This window comes from Alteromonas oceanisediminis (assembly GCF_018474025.1).
Taxonomy (GTDB): Bacteria; Pseudomonadota; Gammaproteobacteria; order Enterobacterales; family Alteromonadaceae; genus Alteromonas_E; species Alteromonas_E oceanisediminis.
Genome location: NZ_JAHCTA010000003.1, coordinates 277,743 through 302,960, shown reverse-complemented (window position 1 = coordinate 302,960; position 25,218 = coordinate 277,743). Strand labels below are relative to the sequence as shown.

Annotated in this window: 20 protein-coding genes; 6 read left to right on the top strand and 14 right to left on the bottom strand. The window is 48.6% G+C overall.

Annotated elements, in window-relative coordinates:
• The first annotated feature begins 2 nt into the window (after positions 1–2).
• Together KIU71_RS06805 and KIU71_RS06800 are read left to right on the top strand one after the other, a co-directional pair.
• Entirely contained in the window at positions 3–3,149 is a 3,147-nt protein-coding gene (locus KIU71_RS06805) for an efflux RND transporter permease subunit (RefSeq protein ID WP_214130442.1), read from the top strand.
• A 203-nt stretch (positions 3,150–3,352) separates the two neighbouring features.
• The gene (locus KIU71_RS06800) at positions 3,353–4,084 is read left to right on the top strand and encodes a DUF2982 domain-containing protein (RefSeq protein WP_214130441.1); all 732 of its coding nucleotides are present in this window, start codon (positions 3,353–3,355) and stop codon (positions 4,082–4,084) included.
• Positions 4,085–4,107: 23 nt separating this feature from the next.
• On the opposite strand, the gene KIU71_RS06795 is transcribed toward KIU71_RS06800, so the two are convergent.
• The gene (locus tag KIU71_RS06795; RefSeq protein WP_250207321.1) at positions 4,108–7,278 is read right to left on the bottom strand and encodes a hybrid sensor histidine kinase/response regulator; all 3,171 of its coding nucleotides are present in this window, start codon (positions 7,276–7,278) and stop codon (positions 4,108–4,110) included.
• Positions 7,279–7,385: 107 nt separating this feature from the next.
• On the opposite strand from KIU71_RS06795, the gene parC reads away from it, so the two are divergent.
• Positions 7,386–9,686, top strand: a complete 2,301-nt coding sequence (gene parC, locus KIU71_RS06790) for a DNA topoisomerase IV subunit A (protein WP_214130440.1) — start codon at positions 7,386–7,388, stop codon at positions 9,684–9,686.
• A gap of 40 nt (positions 9,687–9,726) precedes the next feature.
• Here parC and ahpF read toward each other — a convergent pair whose 3' ends face one another.
• From ahpF to rpe, 11 genes are all read right to left on the bottom strand, one after another.
• Entirely contained in the window at positions 9,727–11,316 is a 1,590-nt protein-coding gene (gene ahpF / locus KIU71_RS06785; protein WP_214130439.1) for an alkyl hydroperoxide reductase subunit F, read from the bottom strand.
• Positions 11,317–11,382: 66 nt separating this feature from the next.
• Positions 11,383–11,946 (bottom strand): alkyl hydroperoxide reductase subunit C, encoded by a 564-nt coding sequence (gene ahpC / locus KIU71_RS06780; protein ID WP_214130438.1) that lies wholly within the window; start codon positions 11,944–11,946, stop codon positions 11,383–11,385.
• Between the two features lie 232 nt (positions 11,947–12,178).
• The gene (locus tag KIU71_RS06775) at positions 12,179–12,715 is read right to left on the bottom strand and encodes a DUF4136 domain-containing protein (protein WP_214130437.1); all 537 of its coding nucleotides are present in this window, start codon (positions 12,713–12,715) and stop codon (positions 12,179–12,181) included.
• A gap of 94 nt (positions 12,716–12,809) precedes the next feature.
• Entirely contained in the window at positions 12,810–13,610 is an 801-nt protein-coding gene (locus tag KIU71_RS06770) for a DUF1338 domain-containing protein (RefSeq protein ID WP_214130436.1), read from the bottom strand.
• Positions 13,611–13,626: 16 nt separating this feature from the next.
• The gene (astD, locus tag KIU71_RS06765) at positions 13,627–15,096 is read right to left on the bottom strand and encodes a succinylglutamate-semialdehyde dehydrogenase (RefSeq protein ID WP_214130435.1); all 1,470 of its coding nucleotides are present in this window, start codon (positions 15,094–15,096) and stop codon (positions 13,627–13,629) included.
• Positions 15,097–15,099: 3 nt separating this feature from the next.
• Positions 15,100–16,152 (bottom strand): arginine N-succinyltransferase, encoded by a 1,053-nt coding sequence (gene astA / locus KIU71_RS06760; RefSeq protein ID WP_214130434.1) that lies wholly within the window; start codon positions 16,150–16,152, stop codon positions 15,100–15,102.
• 22 nt (positions 16,153–16,174) lie between these two features.
• Positions 16,175–17,398, bottom strand: coding sequence for an aspartate aminotransferase family protein (locus tag KIU71_RS06755; RefSeq protein ID WP_214130433.1), 1,224 nt, complete (start codon positions 17,396–17,398; stop codon positions 16,175–16,177).
• Positions 17,399–17,749: 351 nt separating this feature from the next.
• Positions 17,750–18,937, bottom strand: a complete 1,188-nt coding sequence (locus KIU71_RS06750; protein ID WP_214130432.1) for an HDOD domain-containing protein — start codon at positions 18,935–18,937, stop codon at positions 17,750–17,752.
• 67 nt (positions 18,938–19,004) lie between these two features.
• On the bottom strand, positions 19,005–19,604 hold the full coding sequence (locus KIU71_RS06745; protein WP_214130431.1) for an anthranilate synthase component II: 600 nt from the start codon (positions 19,602–19,604) through the stop codon (positions 19,005–19,007).
• Between the two features lie 8 nt (positions 19,605–19,612).
• A complete protein-coding gene (gene trpS, locus KIU71_RS06740; protein WP_214130430.1) occupies positions 19,613–20,623 on the bottom strand; it encodes a tryptophan--tRNA ligase in 1,011 nt (336 codons plus the stop codon).
• A 12-nt stretch (positions 20,624–20,635) separates the two neighbouring features.
• Positions 20,636–21,316, bottom strand: coding sequence for a ribulose-phosphate 3-epimerase (rpe, locus tag KIU71_RS06735; protein WP_214130429.1), 681 nt, complete (start codon positions 21,314–21,316; stop codon positions 20,636–20,638).
• Between the two features lie 321 nt (positions 21,317–21,637).
• Between rpe and KIU71_RS06730 the strand changes: the two genes are divergently transcribed.
• From KIU71_RS06730 to KIU71_RS06720, 3 genes are all read left to right on the top strand, one after another.
• Positions 21,638–22,276, top strand: a complete 639-nt coding sequence (locus tag KIU71_RS06730) for a TorF family putative porin (protein ID WP_214130428.1) — start codon at positions 21,638–21,640, stop codon at positions 22,274–22,276.
• A 118-nt stretch (positions 22,277–22,394) separates the two neighbouring features.
• Positions 22,395–22,703 (top strand): hypothetical protein, encoded by a 309-nt coding sequence (locus KIU71_RS06725; protein WP_214130643.1) that lies wholly within the window; start codon positions 22,395–22,397, stop codon positions 22,701–22,703.
• A 59-nt stretch (positions 22,704–22,762) separates the two neighbouring features.
• Entirely contained in the window at positions 22,763–22,924 is a 162-nt protein-coding gene (locus tag KIU71_RS06720; protein ID WP_315853255.1) for a DUF2970 domain-containing protein, read from the top strand.
• Positions 22,925–22,935: 11 nt separating this feature from the next.
• Here the strand turns inward: KIU71_RS06720 and KIU71_RS06715 are convergent, their stop codons facing one another.
• Entirely contained in the window at positions 22,936–23,769 is an 834-nt protein-coding gene (locus KIU71_RS06715) for a Dam family site-specific DNA-(adenine-N6)-methyltransferase (RefSeq protein WP_214130427.1), read from the bottom strand.
• Positions 23,770–23,835: 66 nt separating this feature from the next.
• Positions 23,836–25,203: an SPOR domain-containing protein gene (locus KIU71_RS18025; protein WP_214130425.1), complete on the bottom strand. Its 1,368-nt coding sequence runs from the start codon at positions 25,201–25,203 to the stop codon at positions 23,836–23,838.
• Between the last annotated feature and the right edge of the window lie 15 nt (positions 25,204–25,218).

Genomic DNA, 25,218 nt, shown 5'->3' with positions numbered 1-25,218 from the left:
GCATGAAGTCACCGTGGTACACGCTATTTTTCCGTCGTGGACACCTGCTGGTTCTTGGCCTCGTTATCATTCTGGTGGCAGGTTACTCTGCATTGACGACCCTGCCTCGTCTTGAAGACCCTCGCATCGATACGCGCAATATGCTGATACTGACCCCGTATCCGGGCGCATCAGCCGAGCGCGTAGAAGCGCTGGTAACCGATGTGATTGAGGATAGACTGCGTGAAATCTATGAGATCAAAGAAATTGAGTCGACATCACGTAGTGAAATCTCGGTCATTGCTGTCGAGTTGCAGGATTGGGTCGACAATAACAGTAATGAACAACTTTTTTCCGAAATCCGTGATGCGATTTCCGAGGTCTCGCATCGATTCCCTGCGGGTTCGGGCGATCCGATTCTGGATGAAAAGCGCGGCGCTACCGCGTTTACCGTGCTTTACGCGGTAAAACCTGCTTTTCCCGAAACCACCTCACTCACTATGGTGTCTCGTTTAAGCAGTGAGCTGGCGGATCGCTTGCGTAATGTTGCAGGTACCGAGTTGGTGCGCATCTACGGTGAGCCCAGTGAGGAGTTTGTCGTCAGCATCGACCCTCAAAAGCTCAGTGCGACCGGGTTAACCATCAATGATGTGAGCCGAGCAATCACTGCAGCCGACCCTAAGCTGCCTGCGGGCGTGGTGTACACCGAACGACAAAATATTCGCCTTCAAGTGGCCGAGCCCTTAGCGGGACTCGATATGATCCGCGCTATACCCTTGGTCAATCAGCAAGGTTTATTGCTCCGGCTAGGCGATATTGCAACTATCGATCGGCGTTTTCAACAACCAATGAACGATATTGGTTATGTCAACGGTGAACAAGTCATTTTCGTTGCCGCCCGCATGCAAACCACGGTGCGAGTTGACCAGTGGACCGGCGCGATCAAACAGGTAGCGACTGATTTTCAACAGGAATTTGCAGGGTCGTTGTCGACTGAATTGGTGTTTGAACAAAATGTGTACACCGAGCAACGCTTGTCTGAGTTGTCACAGAACTTGTTGATGGGCTGTGCAGTCGTGATGTTTGTGGTACTGGTTTTCATGGGATTGCGAGCTTCCATCATTGTTGGACTCGCGTTACCTCTGTGCGCCGCTTTTGCTCTTTTTTCCCTGAGTTTTTATGGGGAGCAAATTCATCAGATGTCCATTTTTGGCATTATCATCGCCATTGGCTTGCTGATAGACAATGCCATCGTCATCACCGATGAGACGCGTCTGAACTTACAAGACCCCGCGCTCTCTCGGTTGCAAGCGCTTGAAAAAACAATCCGGCATTTGTTCGCTCCCTTGTTAGCATCCACACTGACGACCATTTTAGGTTTCATGCCCGTATTTTTACTGAATGGTAATATCGGTGACTTTATTGGCGGGATTGCCATCAGTGTGGTCATGGCCTTAGTCGGTTCGCTATTTATTTCGCTCACCCTCATAGCGGCACTTGCCGCACGATACCTCTCGCGTGACGCCAGCCCTGAGCGAGCGTGGTATCGAGGTGGTTTGCAATTGCCTTCGGTGAGTACTGCCTTCAAAGCGCTGTTACGAAGTGCCATTGAGCATCCGGTTCGTGTACTCCCTGCGGTTGTGTTGTTTTGTGTAAGTGGATTTGTCTTATCCGCTCAACTGGCGAATGTGTTTTTCCCCAGTGCCGATCGGGACCAGTTTGAGATATACGTGTGGACCGCTGACGGAACCGGAATTACCAATACCGAGTCAGTGGCTTTACAAATCGATGAAAAATTACGTCGCCATAACAGCGTCGAACAGGTCACTTGGTTGGTAGGAGGCTCAGCGCCTTCGGTGTACTACAATCAGGTGATGACGCGTGACAATACGCCCAGCTTTGCCAACGCCGTAGTCACGGTTGATTCTATTAGCGATGCAGCGCAAATGATTGGCGAATTACAAATAAGCCTCAGCGATGCGTTTCCTCAAGCGCAGATTGTGGTGCGCGCGTTTGGACAAGGCCCTCCCATTGCAGCACCCATTGAAGTGGATATTTTTGGCCCTGATTTGGAAACGTTAAATGAACTAGGCATGCAAGTGCGGCTTGCGATGACGAAGGTGCCAGGCATTACTCAATCCATCGCCTCTATTACGCAGGCTGAACCGGAGTTTCGGTTGAATGCTGAGCGCGATGTCTCAGAAATGGCTGCGTTGTCACTCACGTCTATCGCCAACCAATTACAGACCGCGCTGCGTGGTCAAAGCGGTGGCAGTGTGCTTGAAGGGACTGAAGATATACCTGTCAGGGTGCGTATCGGCGACAACTTACGCAGTTCCATTATCGATGTCGCTAATCAGCCCCTCAACAGTGCCGCTCTGACGCAGCAGGGACAGTCAACAACCGTTGCCGCGATGGGCGATTTCGCACTGCACGCAACGATTTCTGGGATCACCCGGAAAAATGGTGAGCGACTTAATCGTGTACAGGCATTTTTACTGCCGAATGTACCGGCCATTGATGTGTCAAATCAACTGCGCGATTTACTGTTAAATGGCGCTATAACCTTGCCACAGGGCTACCGCCTGAAAATGGCCGGGGATGCTGATGAGCAGGCGCAGGCGGTGGGGCAACTTGGCACTTATGCGCCAGTGTTGCTGGTACTGATGATCACAACCCTCATTCTGACCTTCAACAGCGTGCGTATGGCTGGCGTTATTGCCATTGTGGCAATGCTGTCAGTCGGGCTTGGTTTTTTCAGCCTGTGGATTTCTGGATTGCCCGTTGGTTTCAATCCGCTGCTTGGCTGTGCTGGGCTTATTGGCGTGGCGATCAATGGCTCCATCGTGGTCATCGCTGCAATCAATGCCAATGCTGATGCTAAAGCCGGTAAAACCGATGCTATCATGCATGAAACCATGAGCTGCAGCCGGCATATCTTATCGACAACATTCACAACCATTGGCGGCCTGATACCTTTGCTGTTATTCAGTGAAGGGTCTTTTTGGCCACCACTGGCCGTGGTATTGGCCGGAGGCGTTGGGTTTTCTGTGATCCTGTCGCTATTGTTTACGCCATCATTGGTGGCATGGCTGTGTCGACGTCGCTCGGCTCGACGCGCGCGGCAGGAGCAGCCAGCAACATCCGTTAATCCTCAAATTTCCGTGTAGCGATAAACCGTTCCGATTGCAGCAGCGTACTGAAGTGAGGTAACGTTGTTGCTAGGTCAACGTGCCTTGATGTGCACAACGACAACGAGGTAGCATGCCCGCCAAAAAAAAGGCTCAATCAGGGTGGCGAACATCCTGTAAAACGTGTTTACGCTGGCGTTACATTGCGCTGTGGGGAATTATCATGATGGTGGTGTATTTGTATGTCTGGCAGTGAACAGAGTATTACCATTCGAGCGTCTTCTAAACGCAACGGGATCACCACCGTTCTGATTGGTTGCGGCCTGTTGCTTTTATCATTTTTTGTTATGACGGTGTTACCTGCCGTGTTGTTTCTTGCCGGCGTATTTATTGCCAGTGCCGGTATTGTTGGCCTTGTGATGGGCTGGTTTAAAATCCGTGAGCCCAATTTCAGTATTGAGCTCACGCCACAGGGCATATGCTATTTTCATCGTAACGGGCAATGGCAAGTCGATTGGGATAATATTCAGCGCATTGATGCGCCGCGTGTGACCCGTGGAATAGAACTTAAAGATCTGGAAATGGTGGGAATTCGGCTAAAAGACGTTGAACCCGTGGTCATGTCAATTTCACCACGCCTTGCCACCAACATATTGATGGAGCAACGCCCATTGTTGCTACAAAACCCTGATGACAATTGTACGACGGGCACCTGTGCCGGTTCTGATTTACTCGAAGACGACAAATATAAGTTACCTAGTGGTCAGGTGTTGCGGGGTGTACAAGCGATGTTTGCGAACCGTACCCAGCGGTTGCGTGAGCGGCTAGGCTACGATCTTTATATTGCTGCCGCAGAACTTGACCGACCTGTGAGTGAATTTGTTACTCTGCTAAGAAGTTGTCACGACAAAGTGCAGTCAGATGCGCTGAGCCATTCAACAACCGAGAGGGCAAGCCAAGCAACTGGGGTGTAAATCTGCGCTTTTATTGGGTGGCACTACCGTGAATCAAGGTGCGCCCTGGCAGCACTCAATACGACTTCACTCTCTTTCAACAACGCGGGGATTTTAGTCAAAACGCACTCCATATTTTTTTGTTTCAAATCACTTTCTATGTCATGACACAATGCCTGAAACCGGCTCACGCCTGTATAGCAGCATGCACCATGAATTCGATGTATGTGCTGCAATAGTGTCTCAAAATCTTTCGAGCGTGCTGCCGTTTTGATCATATCGATGCAATCTGGAAGTTGCTGAATAAATGCTTCCAGTAGCTCAAAAGCAGCGTCATCACTACCGTTCGCGCGCCGCAAAGCCAGCTCCCAATCGAAACTTGGGATCTGTTCGGGCGTCGGCTCAACGTTTTCACACCAACGGTTAATCAGGTCAACCAATTGACCGATTTCAATCGGTTTCGGCAGGTAATCATCCATACCTGATGCCATAAGCCGCTCTTGTTCTTCTTTAAACGCGTGCGCGGTGACAGCGATAATGGGTGTACCGATATTGTGCTCAGTTTTGCGAATCATTTTGGTGGCTTGTAATCCGTCCATATTCGGCATCTGCACATCCATCAAAATGATGTCAAATGCGGTTGATTGACAGAGTGCCACGGCTTCAGCACCACTGATAGCGACCGTTAGATTGACAGGCGTATTCTGCAACCAGGTGTTGATCAGCTTTAAGTTCATCTCCATATCGTCAACGGCCAATACATGAATTCGAGGCAACGAGGCGAGTTTGGCGTACAGCGGGTTTTGCGAACTTTGTGATGGGCTATGCAGCAGGCTATCAATTTTCTGCGGTGACAATGGCAATCGCATTTGCGTATTGAAATGCTGACTTAAACTGGGGTAATGGTTAAACGGGTCTGCGCCCGAATAAAGCAGCACTCGCTTACTGGCTTTGAAATCGAGTAGGTAACTGAGCACATCATTTCGCTGTTCACGTTTTGCGAGCGGCAAGCTGGCGAACAGGTAGTCAACGGTGGCCGAGGTTTTGTTGAATTGATTGAGATATTCAATACTTTCTATACTGGTGACCGTGGCACCTAAGTGACGCATAAGGCTGGCACTGGCATGGCGTGAAACCGGCAATGGGTCAAACACCACAACGTGCTTGTCGCGCCACTCATTTTGCTCAGAAAGACAGTATTGTGCACTGAGTTGATTCAACTGAAGTGTGATCACAAAGCAACTGCCCTGACCCGGCGTACTGGTCAAAGTCAGTTGCCCGCGCATGAGTTTGACCAGTTCCTGAGAGATCACCAAGCCTAACCCTGTGCCTTGGTAATTCCGGTTAAGTGAATCATCGACCTGAGAGAATGCGTTAAAGAGCTTTTTCTTGTCGTGCCGGCTGATACCAATTCCGGTATCCTCAATCTTCAATGTGAGTTCATATAAGCCATGGTCAAGACTGCGCCCACTTGCGGTAAAAGCAACGAAACCCTGTGCGGTGAATTTTATCGCATTGCCCAGCAAGTTATTCAAAATTTGCTTTAAGCGAAAGCCGTCGCCGATTAATTTATTGGGGAGCGGCGACAACTCAAAAATAAACTCAAGTTGTTTTTGGTGCGCAGATTTCGCCATCATACTCACCATGTCTTCAAGTAACTGGTTCAGCGAAAAGGGTTGTCGGTGCACTTGCAGCTTACCGGCTTCAATTTTAGAAAAATCAAGTACATCGTTGACTATTGTTAACAGATTATCTGCTGCCGAATTGATGATCCGCACTTGCTCTTGCTTTTCCGGTGCAAGTTGCGCATGAGATAGCTCTCGACTAAAGCCCAGGATGGCATTTAACGGCGTACGAATTTCATGGCTCATGTTAGCCAAGAACTGCGACTTGATATTGCTCGCTTTAATGGCGTCTTTACGGGCGATGTCTAAGCGGGCATTCTGCTCTTCAATCAACTCCATGTTATTGCGCAAATCTGTTGTGGCTTGTTCGACCTCACGTTCTAGCTGGTTTCGGCTTTTATCCATGAGTGCGAGGGAAAACAAGCCTGCTTCAAGAAATACACCGACTTGAAAACAATAGGCCGTGAAACGATTGGCCGGTAGTACACCGACTAAACTGAGAAGCCCCACGATGGCACCAGCAGACAACAAGCCCCACGCAAAAATAAAGTAGCGTGCCGGTAAAAACTGGTTGGTGTAACTCTCTATTCCCGCCACAATATAGCTGCCAATAGCGAGGATTGCAGCACCATAGATGATGCCATTGAGCACCATGGGTGGTAGCACGGGCAACAGAGCGACTACGCCTAAACCAGCCTGTAAATAGATCAATGCGACCACAACAGTATGAGATCGGGGCGCATTTTGTTTGGTGTTTAGAAAGGTCACGCTGAAAATACCACTACTCACGCCAATGAAAACGAATATCAGACCGGTATGATCAATTAGCCACGGCGACAACCCTTCCGCTGCGACCAGATGGACGTGCCCCCCCCAAACAAACTGCCATATCAGTACCGTAATGATATAGCCCACATAAGCGAGCAGACTGGGCTCACGGACACTGAAAAACAGCACGAGATTGTAAATCGCCAAAATGATGAGGCCGCCGTAAAACAGGCCCCATGCAACGCTATCGATTAACATCGCTCGTGTGTGGCTGGCTTCTGAGCGAATGTTAACGGGTGCGATAAGGCTCGAATTTTTGCTTTGTATTCGGATGAATAATTCAGCCGTCTGGCCCGGTTGTATACTGACGTTTAATGAGGGAATGCGAAACGGCTGAAAGACTCTCAACTTGCCTTGTTGGGACTGGGCAATAACCTCGCCCTCAGACATCACGTAGAAATCGACTTTATCCAGTTGGCTGAAGTTTAGGTCAATGACCCAGTCATTGGTTTCAGTAAAATGCGCAAAGCGGGTATGTAACCACACGCCTCTTTCTGAAAAACCGTAGTTAGGGTTGTTTTTTCCTGCCCATCGAAAACGAGACTTATTCTGCAAGATGTCGCTCAGCGTGAGTTCATCGTGTTGCTCTTCATAAATGAGAAAACTGTCTGACAGACTGATGTGGTCGTCACTGCTAAGCATCTGTACGGCGAGCTGAGCATTAGCGTTGCTTGCTGCCCAGAGGAGTGCAACCAACAGGCTTATCAGTATTGAAAAATAACGCATCACCGCGCGCGCGATGCGACAAAGTATTAATGACATTTTTACCCCTAATGCGCATATCACTCTGGCATCGGATGGTTTATGATAAGTTTAACCCTAGCCTCATTGTTACTAAAACAACTGCAAAAAGACAGCATTACCATACTATGAGTGACAACATAACGATAAATGCCGATGGGATAGAGCAGCTACCGCTGCAGCGATTCACTGAAGACGCTTACCTGAATTATTCGATGTACGTTATTATGGATCGCGCCCTGCCAAACATCGGCGATGGGCTTAAGCCGGTTCAACGCCGAATTATTTATGCGATGTCGGATCTTGGCCTAAGCAACAACGCCAAGTATAAAAAGTCTGCTCGAACAGTGGGTGACGTGCTAGGTAAATTCCATCCGCACGGCGACTCGGCCTGCTATGAAGCCATGGTGCTGATGGCGCAACCCTTTTCATACCGTTATCCGTTGATTGATGGGCAGGGGAACTGGGGAGCGCCTGACGATCCTAAGTCATTTGCCGCGATGCGTTACACCGAGGCTAGGTTATCTAAGTTTAGTGAGGTGTTACTTACAGAGCTGGGGCAGGGAACTGCGGACTGGACGCCAAACTTTGATGGCACACTGCAAGAGCCTTTGGTGCTACCGGCCAGATTACCGCATATATTGCTCAATGGTGTGACCGGGATTGCCGTGGGTATGGCGACCGACATACCGCCGCATAATGCGCGCGAGTTGGCTAAGGCCTGTGCCTTACTGCTGGATAATAGCCGCACCGAGTTATCTGAATTATTGAGCATTGTTGAAGGCCCAGATTACCCCACCGAAGCGGAAATCATTACGCCGCGCAGTGATATTGCCAAGCTTTATGAAACGGGCCGGGGTTCGATCAAGATGCGTTCTGTGTATCATGAAGAAAGCGGTGACATCATTATCACGGCCCTACCTCATCAAGCTTCTGGCGGTAAAATTCTTGAGCAAATTGCGGCGCAAATGCAGGCTAAAAAGCTACCCATGGTCAGCGACCTGCGCGACGAATCGGATCATGAGAACCCGACTCGCTTAGTCATTACGCCGCGCTCTAATCGAGTAGATACTGAGCAATTGATGCAACATCTTTTCGCGACCACCGATCTTGAAAAGAGTTATCGCGTTAACCTGAATATGATTGGTCTTGACGGTCGTCCGCAAGTCAAAGACCTGAAAAGCATCTTATCGGAATGGTTGGTATTTAGAAAAGATACGGTAACGCGGCGACTGCAATATCGTTTAGATAAAGTGCTGGCACGCTTACATATTCTGGAAGGCTTGTTGATCGCCTTTCTTAACATTGACGAAGTTATCGCGATTATTCGCAACGAAGATGAGCCCAAAGCAGAATTGATTCGGCGGTTTGGCCTATCGGATAAACAAGCTGAAGCGATTTTGGAACTAAAATTACGTCATCTCGCCAAACTGGAAGAGATGAAAATCCGTGGTGAGCAGGAATCTCTAGCGGAAGAGCGTGATAAATTACAACTCATTCTGGGCAGCGACCAACGGCTTAAAACACTGGTTAAAAAGGAACTGTTGGCAGACGCGCAGACCTACGGCGACGATCGTCGCTCCCCCATTGTAGAGCGCAGTGATGCGAAAGCGCTGTCTGATAAAGAGTTAGTTCCATCTGAGCCTGTGACGGTGGTGTTATCAGAGAAAGGTTGGGCGCGTTGTGCCAAAGGCCATGACGTTGATGTGCAGGGCTTGAGTTATAAAGCCGGCGATAGTTATCTCGCCAGCGCCATAGGGCGAAGCAACCAGCAAGCAGTATTCCTTGATACATCCGGACGTGCCTATGCGTGTGACGCTCACTCGCTTCCTTCTGCGCGCAGCCAGGGCGAACCACTCACGGGCCGTTTCGGGCTGGTCGCTGGCGAGTCATTTGCACATGTCTTAATGAGCGCCGATGAACAGCTTTATTTAATGGCCTCTGATGCAGGATATGGTTTTGTCGGAAAATTTGCTGACATGGTCAGTAAAAACAAAGCCGGTAAGGCGTATTTGAGTCTGCCAGTGGGCGCCAAGGTTTTAACACCACAGCGGGTGGTTAACATTGAGTCTGACTGGTGCCTGGCAATCAGTACAGAAGGGCGCATGTTATTATTCCCTTTGCGAGACCTGCCAAGCTTAGGTAAGGGGAAAGGGAATAAAATTATTAATATTCCTAGTTCGCGTGCCAAAAGTCGTGAAGAGTACATCAAGACATTAGCTGTAGTGCCTGAGGGCGCCAGTGTTCGGATCATTGCAGGCAAGCGCGGCATGTCACTCTCAGCAGCCGATTTGGAACACTACAAAGGTGAGCGTGGACGACGCGGTAATAAGCTTCCTCGCGGCCTTCAACGGGTTGATGGCATCGAGCTAGAGCTACCCAGTGCAGCGTTAAAACCGCCAAGCCCCGATGAAGCGGAAGATGAATAGCGCCAAGGTTACAGTGATGTAAGGCGTGGCGCGTTTAAGATTAAGCAGCAACCATTGCTTCAGTTGCTTCAACTTCGTCACTGTCGTGCGCGAGTAAGTACTCAAATGCTGCCAAAGCCGCTTTTGAGCCTTCGCCCATGCTGATGATTATCTGTTTGTAAGGCACTGTGGATACATCACCGCAGGCATAGATACCGGCCGCAGATGTGTGGCATTTATGGTCGATAACAATCTCGCCGTGCGCTGACATATCAACCAAGCCTTTTGCAAACTGGCTATTGGGTACTAAGCCAATTTGCACGAAAACGCCGTTCAGTGATTGGCTATGAACTTCGCCAGAGTGTCTGTCGGCATACTTGATCGCAGACACTTTACCATTCTGAGCAACAATTTCTTTCGTCGCGGCGTTTTTGATAATGGTGATGTTGTCTCGCTTTTCGGCCTGCTTAATCAGGACTTGGTCAGCCTTCAGCTCTGGCATAAACTCAAATACCGTGACCGATTTAACAATACCTGCCAGATCCAGAGCCGCCTCGATACCCGAGTTACCACCGCCGATCACAGCAACATCTTTGCCCTTAAAAAACGGCCCATCGCAATGCGGGCAATAAGCCACACCATTACCGATATTTTCCTTTTCGCCGGGAACTCCCAGTTCACGCCAGCGCGCACCCGTAGCAATAATAATGGTTTTGGATGTTATCTGCTCACCGGATGACAGCGTAATGGTTTTCAGCGACCCTTGTTCAACGGACTTTACCCTGACATGCTGACGCAAGGTGACTTCATAGTCATTTAAGTGCGCCATTAAATTACCCACCAGTTCAGGCCCGGTGGTTTTTGATACTGAAATCAGATTCTCAATACCCATTGTGTCCTTTACCTGACCTCCGAATGTTTCAGCGATCAGTGTCACTTTAAGGCCTTTTCGGGCACTGTATATAGCAGCGCTAACACCAGCGGGCCCACCGCCGATAACCGTTACATCCTGAGTCGGTAAACTTGACGCAATGGGGGTGTCGGTGAGTTCAGGGTGAAGCTCAATGAGTTTGTTTACCAGCGCTGCCCCATCTACTTTGCCGTTAGCAAATAATTTACCATTTAAATAAACACTTGGAACACCTTGGATATCGCGTTCAGCAACAAGATCCTGATAAAGACCTCCGTCGATCATCTCGGTTGTTATGTTTGTATTTAAAACCGCAAATTGATTTAACGCCTGAACAACATCCGGGCAGTTATGGCAACTCAGGCTCACAAACACTTCAAACGTAAGCGGCTTATCGACTTTTTTAATCAATTGCTGGATAGATTCATCCAATTTTAAAGGCACGCCAGACGCATGCAACATCGCCAACACGAGCGAGTTGAACTCATGACCACTGGGGATACCTGAAAAACGAATGCCAGTATCTGTATCGGTTTCCAGTAGAAAGCTAATGGGGCTACGAAGCTGAGGGTCATCTCGCTCAATCACGGTAAGCTTGTCACTGACACTGGCAATGCCATTTAAAAATGTTAATAGTTCAGCGCGTTTTGGGTGCTCTCCTGTTTGCAGCACAAAGTTCACGTTTTGCTGCATTTTTTCCGCGTATCCGGTGAGAGCTTGCAATATTTCTTTGGATAACATTGTGCCTATTCCTCGATTGACGTAAAAAGAATGCGTGCGGGGTACCCGCACGCCACGTTGATATGCTTAGATTTTGCCCACAAGGTCTAGTGAGGGGGCTAACGTTTGCTCGCCTTCTTTCCACTTTGCAGGACACACTTCGCCAGGGTGGCTAGCAACGTATTGTGCCGCTTTGACCTTGCGAACGAGATCGTCCGCATCGCGACCAATACCTTCAGCGGTAATCTCCATCGCCTGAATAATGCCGTCAGGATCTACGATGAACGTACCTCGATCGGCCAAACCCATGGTTTCACGCATGACATCGAAATTGCGTGTGATCGTTCCTGTTGGATCGCCGATCATGGTGTATTTTATTTTACCAATGGTGTCGGAAGCATCATGCCAGGCTTTGTGGGTGAAATGCGTATCGGTTGAAACCGAATACACTTCGACACCACGCGCTTGCAATTCTTCATACTTATCTGCCACATCACCCAATTCGGTCGGGCACACAAACGTAAAATCGGCAGGGTAAAAGAAAAATACCGCCCACTTGCCTTTGATATCTTCGCTGCTCACTTCAACAAACTCACCATCGCGAAATGCCTGTGCCGTGAAGGGTTTGATTTGAGTATTAATTAGCGCCATAAATTATCTCCGAATGTAAAATTATGATTGCTGAACGTGCGTAACGATAAATCAGTAACACACGCCGCGTATTAAGTTCGAAGACAATAATATGGGTCGGGGAGAGGGAAAGATAATTGGAACAATCAATCTTTTTAATGTGAAAAATCGATTAGCAATGGAGTTTCTAATTAAAGGTTAAGAATTATGCAAGCAATAGACGACCCCTCGGTAGGTCGGCAACTGTAAGTACTCAGTCTTCGAGTTCGGTAATGACAGGAAAATGCTCTAGTAGTCGATCCACCAGTTTCTGCTGCGTTTCCTGTTTACCTTTTCCATCTCTCACTTTAATGCGAGCACTGTCGGTGGCCGTCCAGATAATCTGAGCGCCCCGCACTAATTCGAGGGTGATCACCTGATAGTCCAACATGTCATCGCCAACAGGAATGCTTATTGATGTGCCGACTCCGATAGAGGTGTTGCGCGTAGATGAACCGGTACCCAGCCCGATACTAAAAGCGCTGTCATTTTCACGTTGCTCGACTTGTGCGATGATCTGTAACGTGTCTAACGCGTTTTCATTAACTTTGATGCCAGCTGCTAATAAACCCGCTTCGACCATGGACTGAATATTCCGTGCAGATGGGGACTGATCGCCATCAACAGCCACAACCTGTACCGACTTTATGGCACTGAAATTAACATCCGGATCGTAATCGGTGGTCACTTTCTGCGAACTACATCCTGACAGCACCAGGAGGACAGTAGCAATCCAGCCATAATACTTCATAAGACATCCTCTCGTTTTCAAGCAAATGCTGTGTTTGTTTTACACAAACACAGCATAACAGGGCAAACCAGACGCTGCTAATGAAAAAGTAGGATCAGCTCGCGTTGGTACTTTCGAAGATCTTGTCGGCTGACGCAGCGACAAAGCCTTGATACAGCTTTCCATTGGGCAGCGTGTAGCGTTGCGCGAATTCGTAAAAACAACTGGGTATTTCCAGCGTTTCATCACTAAACTCAACGCGCTGACGATCGGCCATCGTTGACGACTGGGCCAGAAAAACGTCTTCACCACCTTTAATTTCACCGCCAGAAGTATTCAGTTTAAAGCCATTATCTTTCAGCTTTTGATTCACTTGGGCAAGCGACAGTCCGCTTTGAAGCTGATTAACACTGACCGTAAAGTGATTTGCACGGAATCCCCATGCCGCCATCCACGCAGCATACTCAGATTCAGACAATAAGATTCGATAATCTTCTGCGCTGACTCGCCAATGCGTGCCTGAGTACAAAAAGTCAGTACGTGTTGCTGCGTCTTCATCAATGCTGGCAACTAATCGGTCAATAATATCTATGGCCGTATCTGACAGTTCGTGAACGCGCAATTCACTAATAAACACTTTGGGGTATTGCGTGTTAGGGTGTTCAAAATGCTTGGCCGTCAGCTTTTTCGATTCAAAGTCGTAGTCGCCTTTTGCTTCATAACCTAACGCTAAAAAATGCGCCGCTAACTTATCCAAGTTGATTTTGGCATGGTTAAATGTCCGAAATGCAACATGGTCATTGATGATATCTTCGTCATCAGTGGCCAGTAATTGGTGAACCGAATGCGCCGACGGCGTGATAGCGATGTAATCTTGCCACAACGCGTCAAATAGCGATTCTACAGAAGTATGCATAAGTCTGATCCCTGTATTAGAAATGTAAGCCTGGGCTCAATGTTGCTGGCATAGCCACTTTCTCAAGTTCGACCGAAGCAACAGGGTAAGCGCAATAGTCCGCTGCGTAATAGGCACTGGCCCGATGATTACCACTTTCACCAATACCGCCAAATGGGGCTGCACTCGACGCGCCGGTGATGGGGCGGTTCCAGTTCACAATGCCGGCACGGATATGTGCCAAAAAGTGATCATAGTCAGCCTTGTCGTCAGCCAATAGCCCCGCAGACAGACCAAAGTTTGTCTTATTTGCCCATGCGATGGCTTGATCGAAATCATCATATCGAACTACTTTCAGTAGCGGCCCAAAATGTTCTTCGTCAGGCATGCTGTCGATTATCGCCGTGACATCCAGAATGCCGGGCGAAACAAACCCAGTTTCAGTGTCTTGATGCACCAGTTCGACTAAAGACTCTGCGCCACGCGCAATCAAATCTTGCTGCGCAGACGCCATAAGCGCTGCAGCGCGGGCTGAAATCATCGCCCCCATAAACGGTTGATCATCTGCATCGTAGTGCCCGACCTTAATCGCTTTGGTGACTTCAATCAGGCGTGCCAAAATGGCATCGCCTTCTTCTCCATTGGCTAAAAACAGCTTACGAGCACAGGTGCAACGCTGGCCAGAGGTGACAAACGCCGATTGCACGATGTCATGTACCGCCGCGTCAATGTCGTTGACGCCTTTCACGATGAGTGGGTTGTTACCGCCCATTTCGAGCGCCAGGATCTTACCCGGATGCCCAGCGAACTGTTCATGCAGTAACTTCCCAGTGCGTGAACTGCCGGTGAAGAACAAGCCATCGATGTTATCGTGTGAGGCAAGCGCTTTACCCGTTTCAACTTCACCTTGTACCAGGTTGATGACACCCGCTGGAAGACCTGCTTTCTCCCATAGCTTGAGTACATGCTCTGCCACCATTGGGGTAAGATCACTGGGCTTAAACACCACGGTATTACCCGCGAGCAGAGCCGGTACGATATGCCCATTGGGTAAATGACCCGGAAAGTTGTAAGGCCCGAATACAGCCACTACGCCATGCGGTTTATGCCGTATAAAGGCTTTACCTTGCGGCATTGGGTTCTCGACAGTGCCGGTGCGTTCTTCGTAGGCACGAACCGAAATCGCCACTTTGCCTATCATTGCGCCAACTTCTGTCGCCGTTTCCCATAGAGGTTTACCGGTTTCTTTAGCAATGGTTAGTGCTAACGCATCTTTATTGTCTTTCAACTGTTCAGCGAAGGATTCGATGACAGCCAAGCGATCTTGAAAAGATTTCTTCGACCATGCTGCAAACGCGTTGCGGGCAGCATTGACAGCGCTATTAACGTCGTCACTCGTGGCACTCTTCCCGTGCCATATTGGGGTATTTTTTGCAGGATCAGTTGAGCTAATCGAGTGGCCGTTGCCATCGACCCACTGACCATTAATGAAGTGTGTCGCTGTCATGAATTATTCTCCTAATCGAACTGGCGCAAAACGAACGTTTTCGCCGTCAGTGACGTTAAGGGCTTGTGCTGCATCGGCACTTATTTTCACCACGCCGTTATTTTCATCAACGCTAACTGAGGTCGTTACGGCTTTAAAATCAGTTATCGACGTGTTGATCACAAAGCATTCAACAACTTGCTTATCATCGGTGGAGCCTGCATCGATAGAAGCAGAAATTTGTACGGGCATATTTTTGCTGGCTTGCGCCGTGCGAATGTTCTGCAGCTGCGCCTCGACGGTGGGACCGGCATCGAAGATATCCACGTAACCGCGACAACTAAAGCCTTCCTGTTCAAGCAAGTTAAGCGCTGGGCGCGTTTTATCATGCACTTTGCCAATCACCGCCTGCGCTTCGGGTGATAGCAGGCTGGTATAAATAGGATACTTAGGCATCAATTCAGCAATAAATACTTTATTGCCAATACCGGTCAGGTAGTCCGCTGTCGGGAAATCCATCGAAAAGAAATGTTCTTCAAGCCACTTCCAAAACGGTGAGCGGCCATGCTCATCGCTCACACCACGCATTTCAGCAATGATGATATCGGCGAAGCGTTCGCGATGCTCCATCATGAACAAAAACCGCACCTTCGATAAAAACCGACCATTACAGCCTTGGCGTGCTTCTTCACGTAAAAACAACGTGCAAATCTCAGTAACACCGGAATAGTCGTTACAAAAGGTCAGTATGTCGACGGTGTTATGAATATTCAGTTCACGAGAGGCATGCACGACCTTGCCAACATGATAATGATAAAAGGCGTCATCCAACCCGACAGCCGCTTCAATACCTGTGGTGCCGACAACTTTGCCCGTGCTTGTGTCTTCCATCACAAACAGATAGCTCTGATTACCCGGCTCAGTCACGCCGTCGACGAAAGACGCCTCCGATTTCTCTATTTTACGTCGCAGCAGACCTTCGTTAACAGGTAAGGAGGTAAAGCCAATACCTGACTCTTGAGCGATCGCGTGCAACGCAGCATAGTCGCTCTGCCGTATGGGGCGAATGATGTTCATACTGATTGTACTCCGCGGTTACTTAGGCAGCAGATTCTTGGTCTGCATTCACCACATGAGCAACGGCTTGTTCAAAACGTTCTAGTCCCGTCTCAATATCTTCATTCGGGATCACGAGTGAAGGGGCGAACCGGATCACATTGGCACCCGCTACCAGACACATCAGGTGATGCTCGGTTGCTGCCATCATGAAATCACGAGCTCTGCCTTTGTACTTGTCGTTTAGCGCGCAGCCTAACAGCATACCTTTGCCGCGAATTTCAGCAAACACATTATACTTCTCGTTGATCCGGTCTAGATGCTTGCGAAATAAAGCTTCTTTCTCAACAACACCCTGTAACACCTCCGGTGTATTGACGATATCAAAGGCTTTTTCGGCGACCGCACAAGCAAGTGGGTTTCCGCCATAGGTGCTGCCGTGTGTACCTGGCTTGAGATGCTTTGCAATGGCTTCAGTGGTCAGCATTGCTCCAATTGGGAAGCCGCCACCGAGAGATTTCGCTGTCGTTAAAATATCTGGAGTGACGCCTAAGCCCATATAGGCGTATAGATGACCTGTGCGGCCAACGCCAGATTGCACTTCATCGAAGATCAACAGCGCATTATGTTTGTCACACAGCGCCCGTACGCCTTTTACAAACTCAAGGTCAGGGCTGATGATCCCGCCTTCGCCTTGCAGCGGCTCCATCATCACAGCGCAGGTACGATCTGAAATCAGCTTTTCAAACGCCGCTAAGTCATTATAGTCGCAATGGTCGACAGCGCCGGGCTTGGGACCAAAGCCTTCGGAGTAAGCCGCTTGGCCGCCAACAGTCACGGTAAAAAATGTCCGCCCATGGAAACCTTGTTTGAATGAAATTATTTGGTCTTTCTGTTCGCCGTAATGATCCAGTGCAAACCGGCGCGCTAATTTAAGCGCGGCTTCATTGGCTTCTGCCCCAGAGTTGGCAAAGTAAACACGCTCAGAGAACGTGGCATCATTCAACTTTTTAGCAAGACGGATAGCTGGCTCATTCGTAAATACGTTACTCAAGTGCCAAAGCTTGGAGCCCTGCTCTTGTAATACTTTGACTAATTCGGGGTGGCAATGACCCAATACGTTAACCGCGATACCGCCAGCGAAATCAATGTACTCATTATTGTCTTGATCCCACACGCGCGAACCCTCGCCACGCACCGGAACCATATTGGCCGGATTATAATTAGGCACCATTACATCATTAAACATTTCACGAGTAACATTCATTGCGTTGACCTCTTTAATCGTTGCGAATCGTCAGGATAGACACTAAAACGCATAAAAACTAGCCGACTAGTATGCCAAAACTTTGCTGTTTTGTCTGCCTCGTTTTGCTCTCAGTCCTTGAAAATAAAGGGCTTATGCAGCATGTTGCACAAAATGTGCATAACTATCGAGGTCTATACCGAATGTTGTCGGGATTGAGGGCGCGCCCCGCGGTTAGGCGAGATTTGAGTAGGTAAACTGCTCAGTCTAACCGTGAACCTGCATACTTATTTGAAAAAAAATTTAAATTTGATGGAAGAATCAGGCCCAGCCCTTGGGTCGAGTCCTCAAAATCCACACTTTTCGCCCTAGTCAGGCATTATCCAACTCAGGGTTAATTATAAGAGGTAAGCTGGCTAGATCGAGGTGCTTGAGCCGTTCTATATCCATTGGGTTAAGTTGGGATTTACGCAGTAACGTTTTTGCTTCAGCATGCTCCTTTTCAGTGGATAACAGCTTGTGGCTGGAAAGCATGCGAAATTGCGCGTAACAACTGGCTTGGCTCACAAGGTTTGCAAGCGGGAGCTCTTCAAGCGATTCCTGACTAGCCAGAGCGCTTGCAGCATCGTTAATAAACACCCGACGAAGCTGCATGTGCTGAATGGTTTGTGCGGTGATTGACGCTGAAAAGTCGTTCCACAACGCGATTAAAAAATTGCTCGACGGGGTTATCTTGGTCAAGGCATCATGTAACTCTCGTTTTTGCTCCTGCTGAGCTCGCTCAAGTTCGCTGCGCTTTACTTTTTCAAACAATTTAAAATAGAGGCGTGTTACCGCATTCCGACCCAGCCCCGTAAACACACCGAGCACGAACGCATCATTCGGCCGCACACCGGCGCGTTTGGCTAACTCACGAGCGGTCAACCCGGTCATTACGGCATATTGATGGGCGCGCAGCTTAATATTGGGGTAAGGATCCGTCACCTGAGGGATTGTGCGGCGAAATGCCAATGTCGGAAGCAGCAACTTGAGATTGTCGATATTGATAAAACTCAATGCCGTTCGCAATGACTCCACAACAATGACTTTACCGCGAGAATCTTTGCGCCGATGTTGTGGAGCGTTAACGACTTTCAGTAGCTCGTCATACAACCAGGGAACACGTGCTGCAAGTGGCTCTAAGCGACTGACGGTACAGGCTTTAGTTGCAAGCATGTCAAGCAGTTCGCCTAATGCGTCGTTGAGCCCCAGTACCTCATTAAACAGAAAAGGCACATCGCTGATTTGAGACTCAAAATGAACCAGCAATGTTCGATGGAACTGATTGCGGACGCTGTCAACGTAGGAGCCTTCATCAATTTCTCTGCGCTTGCGGTCTTCAATGGCTTGTTTTTCAACATTGAGTAATTCGCGACGCGCAAAGCCCTGCTCTGACTCTTCATAAGTAACACGACTGATACTTTCTTTGCCTGCGAAATGGTTGGCTTTCGCGGTAGACACCATCAGGCAGTTGAAGCGATGCAGCAATATTTGATATTGATTTTCGTGGCGCGTATTCATGTGGGAGTAATGCCTATTGTTATCAATATCATAGCTTTATTTTCAAAGGGATACCAAGAGCAAGTGCTTATAAAAGCGTATTTTGCGGGTGGTGCAAAAAATTACTGAGGATTTGATGCCCTTGCTCAGTGAGCAAAGATTCAGGATGAAACTGTACGCCATATACCGGCAAATCACTGTGCTCAAACGCCATTATTTCGTCTGCCTCTGTGCAGTCGCTGGCTTCGACCCAGGCGGTTTTTTGCAATGAGCTCGGAAATGTTGCTGGCTCAGCAACCAGCGAGTGGTACCGCGTGGCAACAAAGGGGTTATTGACCGCTGTGAATAAGGGCGTGTCGGCGTGCCTAACGCTCGATACCTTGCCGTGTAGGATTGATTTTGCCCTCACAATTTTCCCGCCGTACACCTGTGCGATCGCCTGATGACCGAGACAGACTCCTAGCAGTGGGATTTGACCGGCAAACTTTTCAACCACCGACAGAGACACGCCGGCTTGATCCGGCGTACACGGTCCCGGAGAAAGAACAATATAATCCGGTTGCAGCCTTGCAACGTCGTTGCACGTAAGCTGATCGTTTCTGACAATCTTGACCGACTCGCCCAGCTCGACAAAATAACGTGCAAGATTGTGTGTAAACGAATCGTAATTATCAATCAGTAAAAGCACGTACAGAGCTACTTAACGCGCGGCACAAAACCCACTGCCTCGTACACTTTAGCCAGTGTATTGACCGTTTTCTCACGAGCTTTGTCAGCACCACTACGCATAATACGCTCGAGTTCTGACTGATCAGATCGCAATGCCTGATAGCGCGCTTGAATAGGTTCCAACAAACTGACAACCGCGTCGGCAACATCACTTTTTAAATGACCATACATTTTATCTTCATACTGCGGTACAAGCGCATCGATTGATTTCCCTGTCGCGCAGGACAGCAGAGTTAACAAATTCGATACGCCGGGCTTTTCATCCACATTAAAGTAAATTCGTGCTTGCTCATCAGAGTCGGTCACGGCGCTTTTTATTTTTTTGGTTAATTTCTTGGGATCTTCAAGCAGACCGATAACATTCTTCGGATTATCATCCGACTTAGACATTTTCTTGCTCGGATCCTGCAAGCTCATGATCCGTGCCCCTTGTTTTGGAATGAACGGATCAGGGATAGTGAGCACATCGCCATAGAGATTGTTGAATCGAGTGGCGATATCGCGCGTTAATTCTAAATGTTGCTTCTGATCTTCGCCTACGGGCACACAGTTGGCCTGATAAATCAGAATATCGGCTGCCTGCAACACGGGATAGCTGTACAAACCGACATTAATATTTTGGCTGTGCTTAGAGGATTTATCTTTGAACTGCGTCATGCGGTTCAATTCACCCATTTGCGTGTAACAGTTCAATACCCAACCCAATTGCGCATGCTCGGGTACATGTGACTGCATAAAAATCGCGCTCTTGTCGGGATCCAAGCCACATGCAACATAAAGCGCCAACGCATCTAAACACGCGGTGTGCAGAGCCTTTGGATCCTGCCGAACCGTAATGGCGTGTAAATCTACAATCATGTAGTGACAATCGTACTCCTCTTGCATAGCGACCCATTGACGCAGGGCGCCCATGTAATTACCGATGGAAAGCTGACCGGAGGCTTGACACCCACTAAGAACGATTGGTTTTGATGACATTGAAATACACTTCTAAGCTGATTGTAATGACGCGAGTTGAGCGCGCATTTGTTTGATCACGCTGGCGTAATCAGGTTGATTAAAAATAGCAGAACCGGCGACAAACATATCGGCCCCCGCCTCTGCAATGGCGCGAATATTATCGACTTTTACGCCGCCGTCAATTTGGATCCGAGTTTGGCAGTTCTGCGCCCTGATCATTTGTTTGGTCTGTTGCACTTTGGCGAGTGTCTCGGGAATGAACGACTGGCCGCCAAAACCGGGGTTTACCGACATGATTAAAACGTGATGAATCTTGTGCAACGTATGCTCAAGTACGCTCAGTGGGGTTGCCGGGTTGAGTACTAAACCGGGTTTACAGCCATGACCAAGAATTAGCTGCAGGCTTCTATCCACATGCTTTGATGCTTCAGGGTGAAAGCTAATGTAAGTCGCACCCGCTTCGGCGAAGGCCTCAATTAAATCATCCACGGGTTCAACCATCAAATGAACATCCATAGGCGCGGTAATGCCGTGTTTGACTAACGCCTTACACACCATGGGGCCGAAGGTTAGATTGGGAACATAATGGTTATCCATCACATCAACATGAATGATGTCAGCTCCAGCCGCCATAACCCGTTCTACATCCTCGCCTAGCGCAGCGAAGTTAGCGGACAAAATGGACGGGGCAATAAGGTAAGGAGAATTCACGTGATAACCCTTAGTTCAGTCATTAATGAGCCTGAGATGATACCAAATACAGAGAATGAGAGCACCGCAGATTTAATGGCACCAGAGTGGTGCGGCTGATAGCAATTGGTGCAATATCAACGCTTTTAGTTTGTGAGTCTAATCCTGAGATCGCAATAAATATAAGTAAAAACAATAAATTAGAGCTTGTCACTCAGCAGTCAAATGGGTTAAAAAAGCGGCACTGGTTTTGCGTATGGAACAGGCATAAACGTCGATATCCGGCACATAAAAAATACAGACAGAAAACAGTACCAGTTAACACATCAACGGAGAATACACATGAAACTCAACACCTTAGCAGCATCAACTGTACTCGCATTGAGTGCGTCAATGGTTAGCCAATCTGCCTTCGCGGAATGGTCTGCCAATGCAGGGATTATGTCAGATTACCATTTTCGCGGTATCCAACAGACTGAATCAGCATCAGCTTATGCGGGTGTCGATTTCGAACAGGATGGCTTTTTCGTCGGCACCTGGGCTGCTGAAGTCGAAGATGGTTTAGAGGTTGATTTGTACGGCGGTTACGGCACCGAGCTCGACAACGGTTTAGGTATGAGTGTGGGCTTTACGTCCTACCAGTACACAGGTGATTTTGATTCTGCCTATAATGAGTTTAATTTTGGTTTGTCGTATAGTTTCGCAAGCTTAGCCTACAGCATCGGTGAGTGGGACGGTGAGGTCGGCAACGAAGCCGCAACAGAGTCGGATTACTCAGTGATTGAACTGACTTTTGCCCATGAGGGCTTCTATGCGACGTTTGGCAAGTACGGTCGTGAATTTGACGGTGAATACGGTGAGTTTGGCTACGGCACCGAAGTGGCCGGCTTTGACGTAGGTGTTGCGTTGGTCGTTAGCGGCAGCGACTTAGACGACAGCGAGTCGCTTTATTTTACGGTGGGTAAAACCTTTAGTTTATAAGGTTTGCCTGGCGTACTTTGCTTAGCAGAAAAAACACCGAGCTCGTGCTCGGTGTTTTTTATTGTGTAAATTAAATTAATGAGTATAATTTAAGCAATCTAATCTTTGGGGATTTGCCATGAATCGGAAGTCAAACGGCAAAGTACTACTCGCCACTGCTGGCACAGCATTGCTGGTATTAGCAATGAGCGCGAAGCCGAGCAATGTTCAATTTTCTGATAACGTAAACTGTCAGCAAGGTGATGTTTCAGAAAAACATCAAACAACCTGCGTACAAAAGTTATCCGAACAAGTGAGTTGGTCGGATTGGCTGGTAGGGAAGTCCACAAATTATCAGTTCCATTTCCTCGATCTGCTCGAGCTGCTGTATTCTGACGACTCATCCTCTAATGACTCATTCAATCGTGGCCCTAGCAGTCAACTTTAGTGTTTCCCTTCAGTGCTGAAAAGTCTGACGGCGGCAAGCCGTCATTAAAGCAAATAATAGTGAGCGTTATCGCAAGTTTATTCGGTGTGCAGAGCCACGCAAACTATCAACGCGACTTTACGCAAACATCAGTAGCGCCATTTATTATCGTTGGTGTCGTTCTTGTCGCTGTGTTGGTAATTACCCTTGCGCTGTTAGTCAGTTGGCTGGTGCCGGTGTAACAAGTATTCCCCTACACTGTTGCATGACCGCGGAAATAAGCAAATAGCTCGCTCACAGGCACACGCGTTGCGCCATTTTGACTAATTGAACGTTTCACTTTAAGTCCACGTATCTCGGCATGTTGATAAATGTTTCGTGTGAAATCAACATCATGGTTGCTAATCAATACCGGAATTCCACGGTTCTGCGACGCATGTGTTGCAAGCCGCGCCAACTCCACTTGCTGGTCGAGACTAAAGCCGTTACTTGAGTAGTCAGTAAACATCGCCGTTGTATTAATCGGCACATAGGGCGGATCACAATAAATAACTGCATTTTTTCGCACGCGCTTAAAAATTTGATTAAACGGTAGGCACGTAAAAGTGGCTTTTTTGGCCTTGGCTGCGAAATACTCCAGTTCCCGCTCAGGAAAATAAGGGCGCACATACCGACCGAACGGAACATTAAACCCCCCAGAGCGATTGTACCGGCACAGCCCGTTATAACCGTGGCGATTCAGATACAAAAACAGTAGCGCTCGCTCGTAGTCATCCTGACTATGGTTAAAGCGTTCCCGCAATGCGTAGTAAGCGCTTTCGTGGTTATTTTGCGTGATGAAAAAGCGCCTCGCATCGTTAATATATTGCTGTGGGCGGCGCTTCAATATCGTATACAGGGCGATTAAATCAGGGTTAATATCATTCAGATGGTAGCGTTCGTAATCGCTATTCAGAAAAACCGAACCGGCACCCACAAAAGGCTCTACCAGCTTTTCGGCGTCTGGAAGGATCTGAGTTATTTGCTCGGTGAGCGTGTATTTGCCGCCAGCCCATTTTAAGAAAGCACGGGTCTTTTGAGTTTTCATTCGCGCATTACAACTGGCGTTTTAAAGTACGTCAATTGTAGCGAGCCTGGCTAACGCAAACAAGCGCTAAGGTCGCTCGCGCGCGATCTGCTGAGCCGATTTAACGAACGGGGCGCTTTCCTGATTGTACGCTGGTAAGTTGCTTATTGCTGACCGAGCGTCAGCTAGGCTATTAAACCGCTGATTGAACACCAGCACCCACCAGTCTCCACCATAACGCTGGGTTTGATAAACCCAAACCTTGTCGAGTAATTCATTGTCGCTTAAAAACTCACGCGCAAGCTCAATATTCTGCATGCCGGCAATTTGTATCACAAACTGATTTTGTTCCAGTTGAGGTAGGGCTGGTAGTGTTGGTTCCTCAACCATCTGAGTCGTCGGCACTGGTTCGCTGGCTCCATTCGATGGGCTTTGTTCGGTGTTTAGCGGTTGACTGACAGGAACGGTGGAAGTTTCAAGCGGTTGCTCAGACGGCGGCGCAGCATCCACGCTGGTATCGGCCTGCTGTGGTTCTGCGCTAGTAAAGCCTGCCTCACGCTCAGTGAGTGTCTCGCGAGCATCGGTGGACTCACCCCATCGCGTCACCAAAAGAGACTCGGTAAGCGGTTCACTTGGCTCCTCCACCGACGGTGCAACCTCAGGCTCGACCGACACCGAAGGCGCAGTCGGTTCAGGTTGACTGACATGACCTGAGCTATCGCTCGGTTCAACCGCAGTGAAGCCCAGTAGATCTCGCATCTTGTCGGGATACTGCCAAGCTAGCAATGCAGAGAAGCTTGCCAGAAACAGGCAAATGACTAACCCGCTGAACCAAGGTCTTCGTATCAGTGCCACATCGGCTTCCACCGGTGTCGATTGCTGGCGTTTTGCAATACGGCTTTGAAACGCAGCGCGTTTCTGCGCAATGAGCTGGTCGAGTTCTGTGCTCGGCGCCTGAACCGACTCACTGCTTAGCAGCAATGGCGTGGCCGTGTTCTCAGCAGGTAGCCATGATTGTGCTTGTTCGGCCCACGCGCTCTGACCAAGCAGCACAATGTTTAAGTGCTGCTTATTTGAGGCGAATCGGCTTTGCAAAACCAGATCCCACAATTCCTGAAGAAACTCATTTGGCAGATTTTGCGCTTGCGTTATACCAATCAGTACGGGCCCGTCGTGATGATTTAACGTGACTAACAACTCGTTAAGAGGGCGAACAAAACTGCCGGCAATCTGACCGATCAGTTGCCGACATAGCTGACGACGATAACTTTGTAATGGCTCGTGAGGTTCTGCACAGATATACGCCACTTCAGTGTGTTCATCTTGCTCAGCAATAAAGGCTTCCAGCGTGCGCTGCTGCTCAGAAATCGTGTTGCTACTGACAAAAATCAGTTGCGACGAATAATTCACCAGATGATTTAATCGAGAATGGAGTTCGGAGTAAACCGCGTTCACCTGCTTTACCTTTTG

Bases quoted from the DNA above. Each gene is read 5' to 3' on its own strand.
- KIU71_RS06805 (WP_214130442.1), top strand. From the start codon at position 3: ATGAAGTCACCGTGGTACACGCTATTTTTCCGTCGTGGACACCTGCTG.
- KIU71_RS06800 (WP_214130441.1), top strand. From the start codon at position 3,353: ATGTCTGGCAGTGAACAGAGTATTACCATTCGAGCGTCTTCTAAACGC.
- KIU71_RS06795 (WP_250207321.1), bottom strand. From the start codon at position 7,278: ATGTCATTAATACTTTGTCGCATCGCGCGCGCGGTGATGCGTTATTTT.
- parC (WP_214130440.1), top strand. From the start codon at position 7,386: ATGAGTGACAACATAACGATAAATGCCGATGGGATAGAGCAGCTACCG.
- ahpF (WP_214130439.1), bottom strand. From the start codon at position 11,316: ATGTTATCCAAAGAAATATTGCAAGCTCTCACCGGATACGCGGAAAAA.
- ahpC (WP_214130438.1), bottom strand. From the start codon at position 11,946: ATGGCGCTAATTAATACTCAAATCAAACCCTTCACGGCACAGGCATTT.
- KIU71_RS06775 (WP_214130437.1), bottom strand. From the start codon at position 12,715: ATGAAGTATTATGGCTGGATTGCTACTGTCCTCCTGGTGCTGTCAGGA.
- KIU71_RS06770 (WP_214130436.1), bottom strand. From the start codon at position 13,610: ATGCATACTTCTGTAGAATCGCTATTTGACGCGTTGTGGCAAGATTAC.
- astD (WP_214130435.1), bottom strand. From the start codon at position 15,096: ATGACAGCGACACACTTCATTAATGGTCAGTGGGTCGATGGCAACGGC.
- astA (WP_214130434.1), bottom strand. From the start codon at position 16,152: ATGAACATCATTCGCCCCATACGGCAGAGCGACTATGCTGCGTTGCAC.
- KIU71_RS06755 (WP_214130433.1), bottom strand. From the start codon at position 17,398: ATGAATGTTACTCGTGAAATGTTTAATGATGTAATGGTGCCTAATTAT.
- KIU71_RS06750 (WP_214130432.1), bottom strand. From the start codon at position 18,937: ATGAATACGCGCCACGAAAATCAATATCAAATATTGCTGCATCGCTTC.
- trpS (WP_214130430.1), bottom strand. From the start codon at position 20,623: ATGTCATCAAAACCAATCGTTCTTAGTGGGTGTCAAGCCTCCGGTCAG.
- KIU71_RS06730 (WP_214130428.1), top strand. From the start codon at position 21,638: ATGAAACTCAACACCTTAGCAGCATCAACTGTACTCGCATTGAGTGCG.
- KIU71_RS06725 (WP_214130643.1), top strand. From the start codon at position 22,395: ATGAATCGGAAGTCAAACGGCAAAGTACTACTCGCCACTGCTGGCACA.
- KIU71_RS06715 (WP_214130427.1), bottom strand. From the start codon at position 23,769: ATGAAAACTCAAAAGACCCGTGCTTTCTTAAAATGGGCTGGCGGCAAA.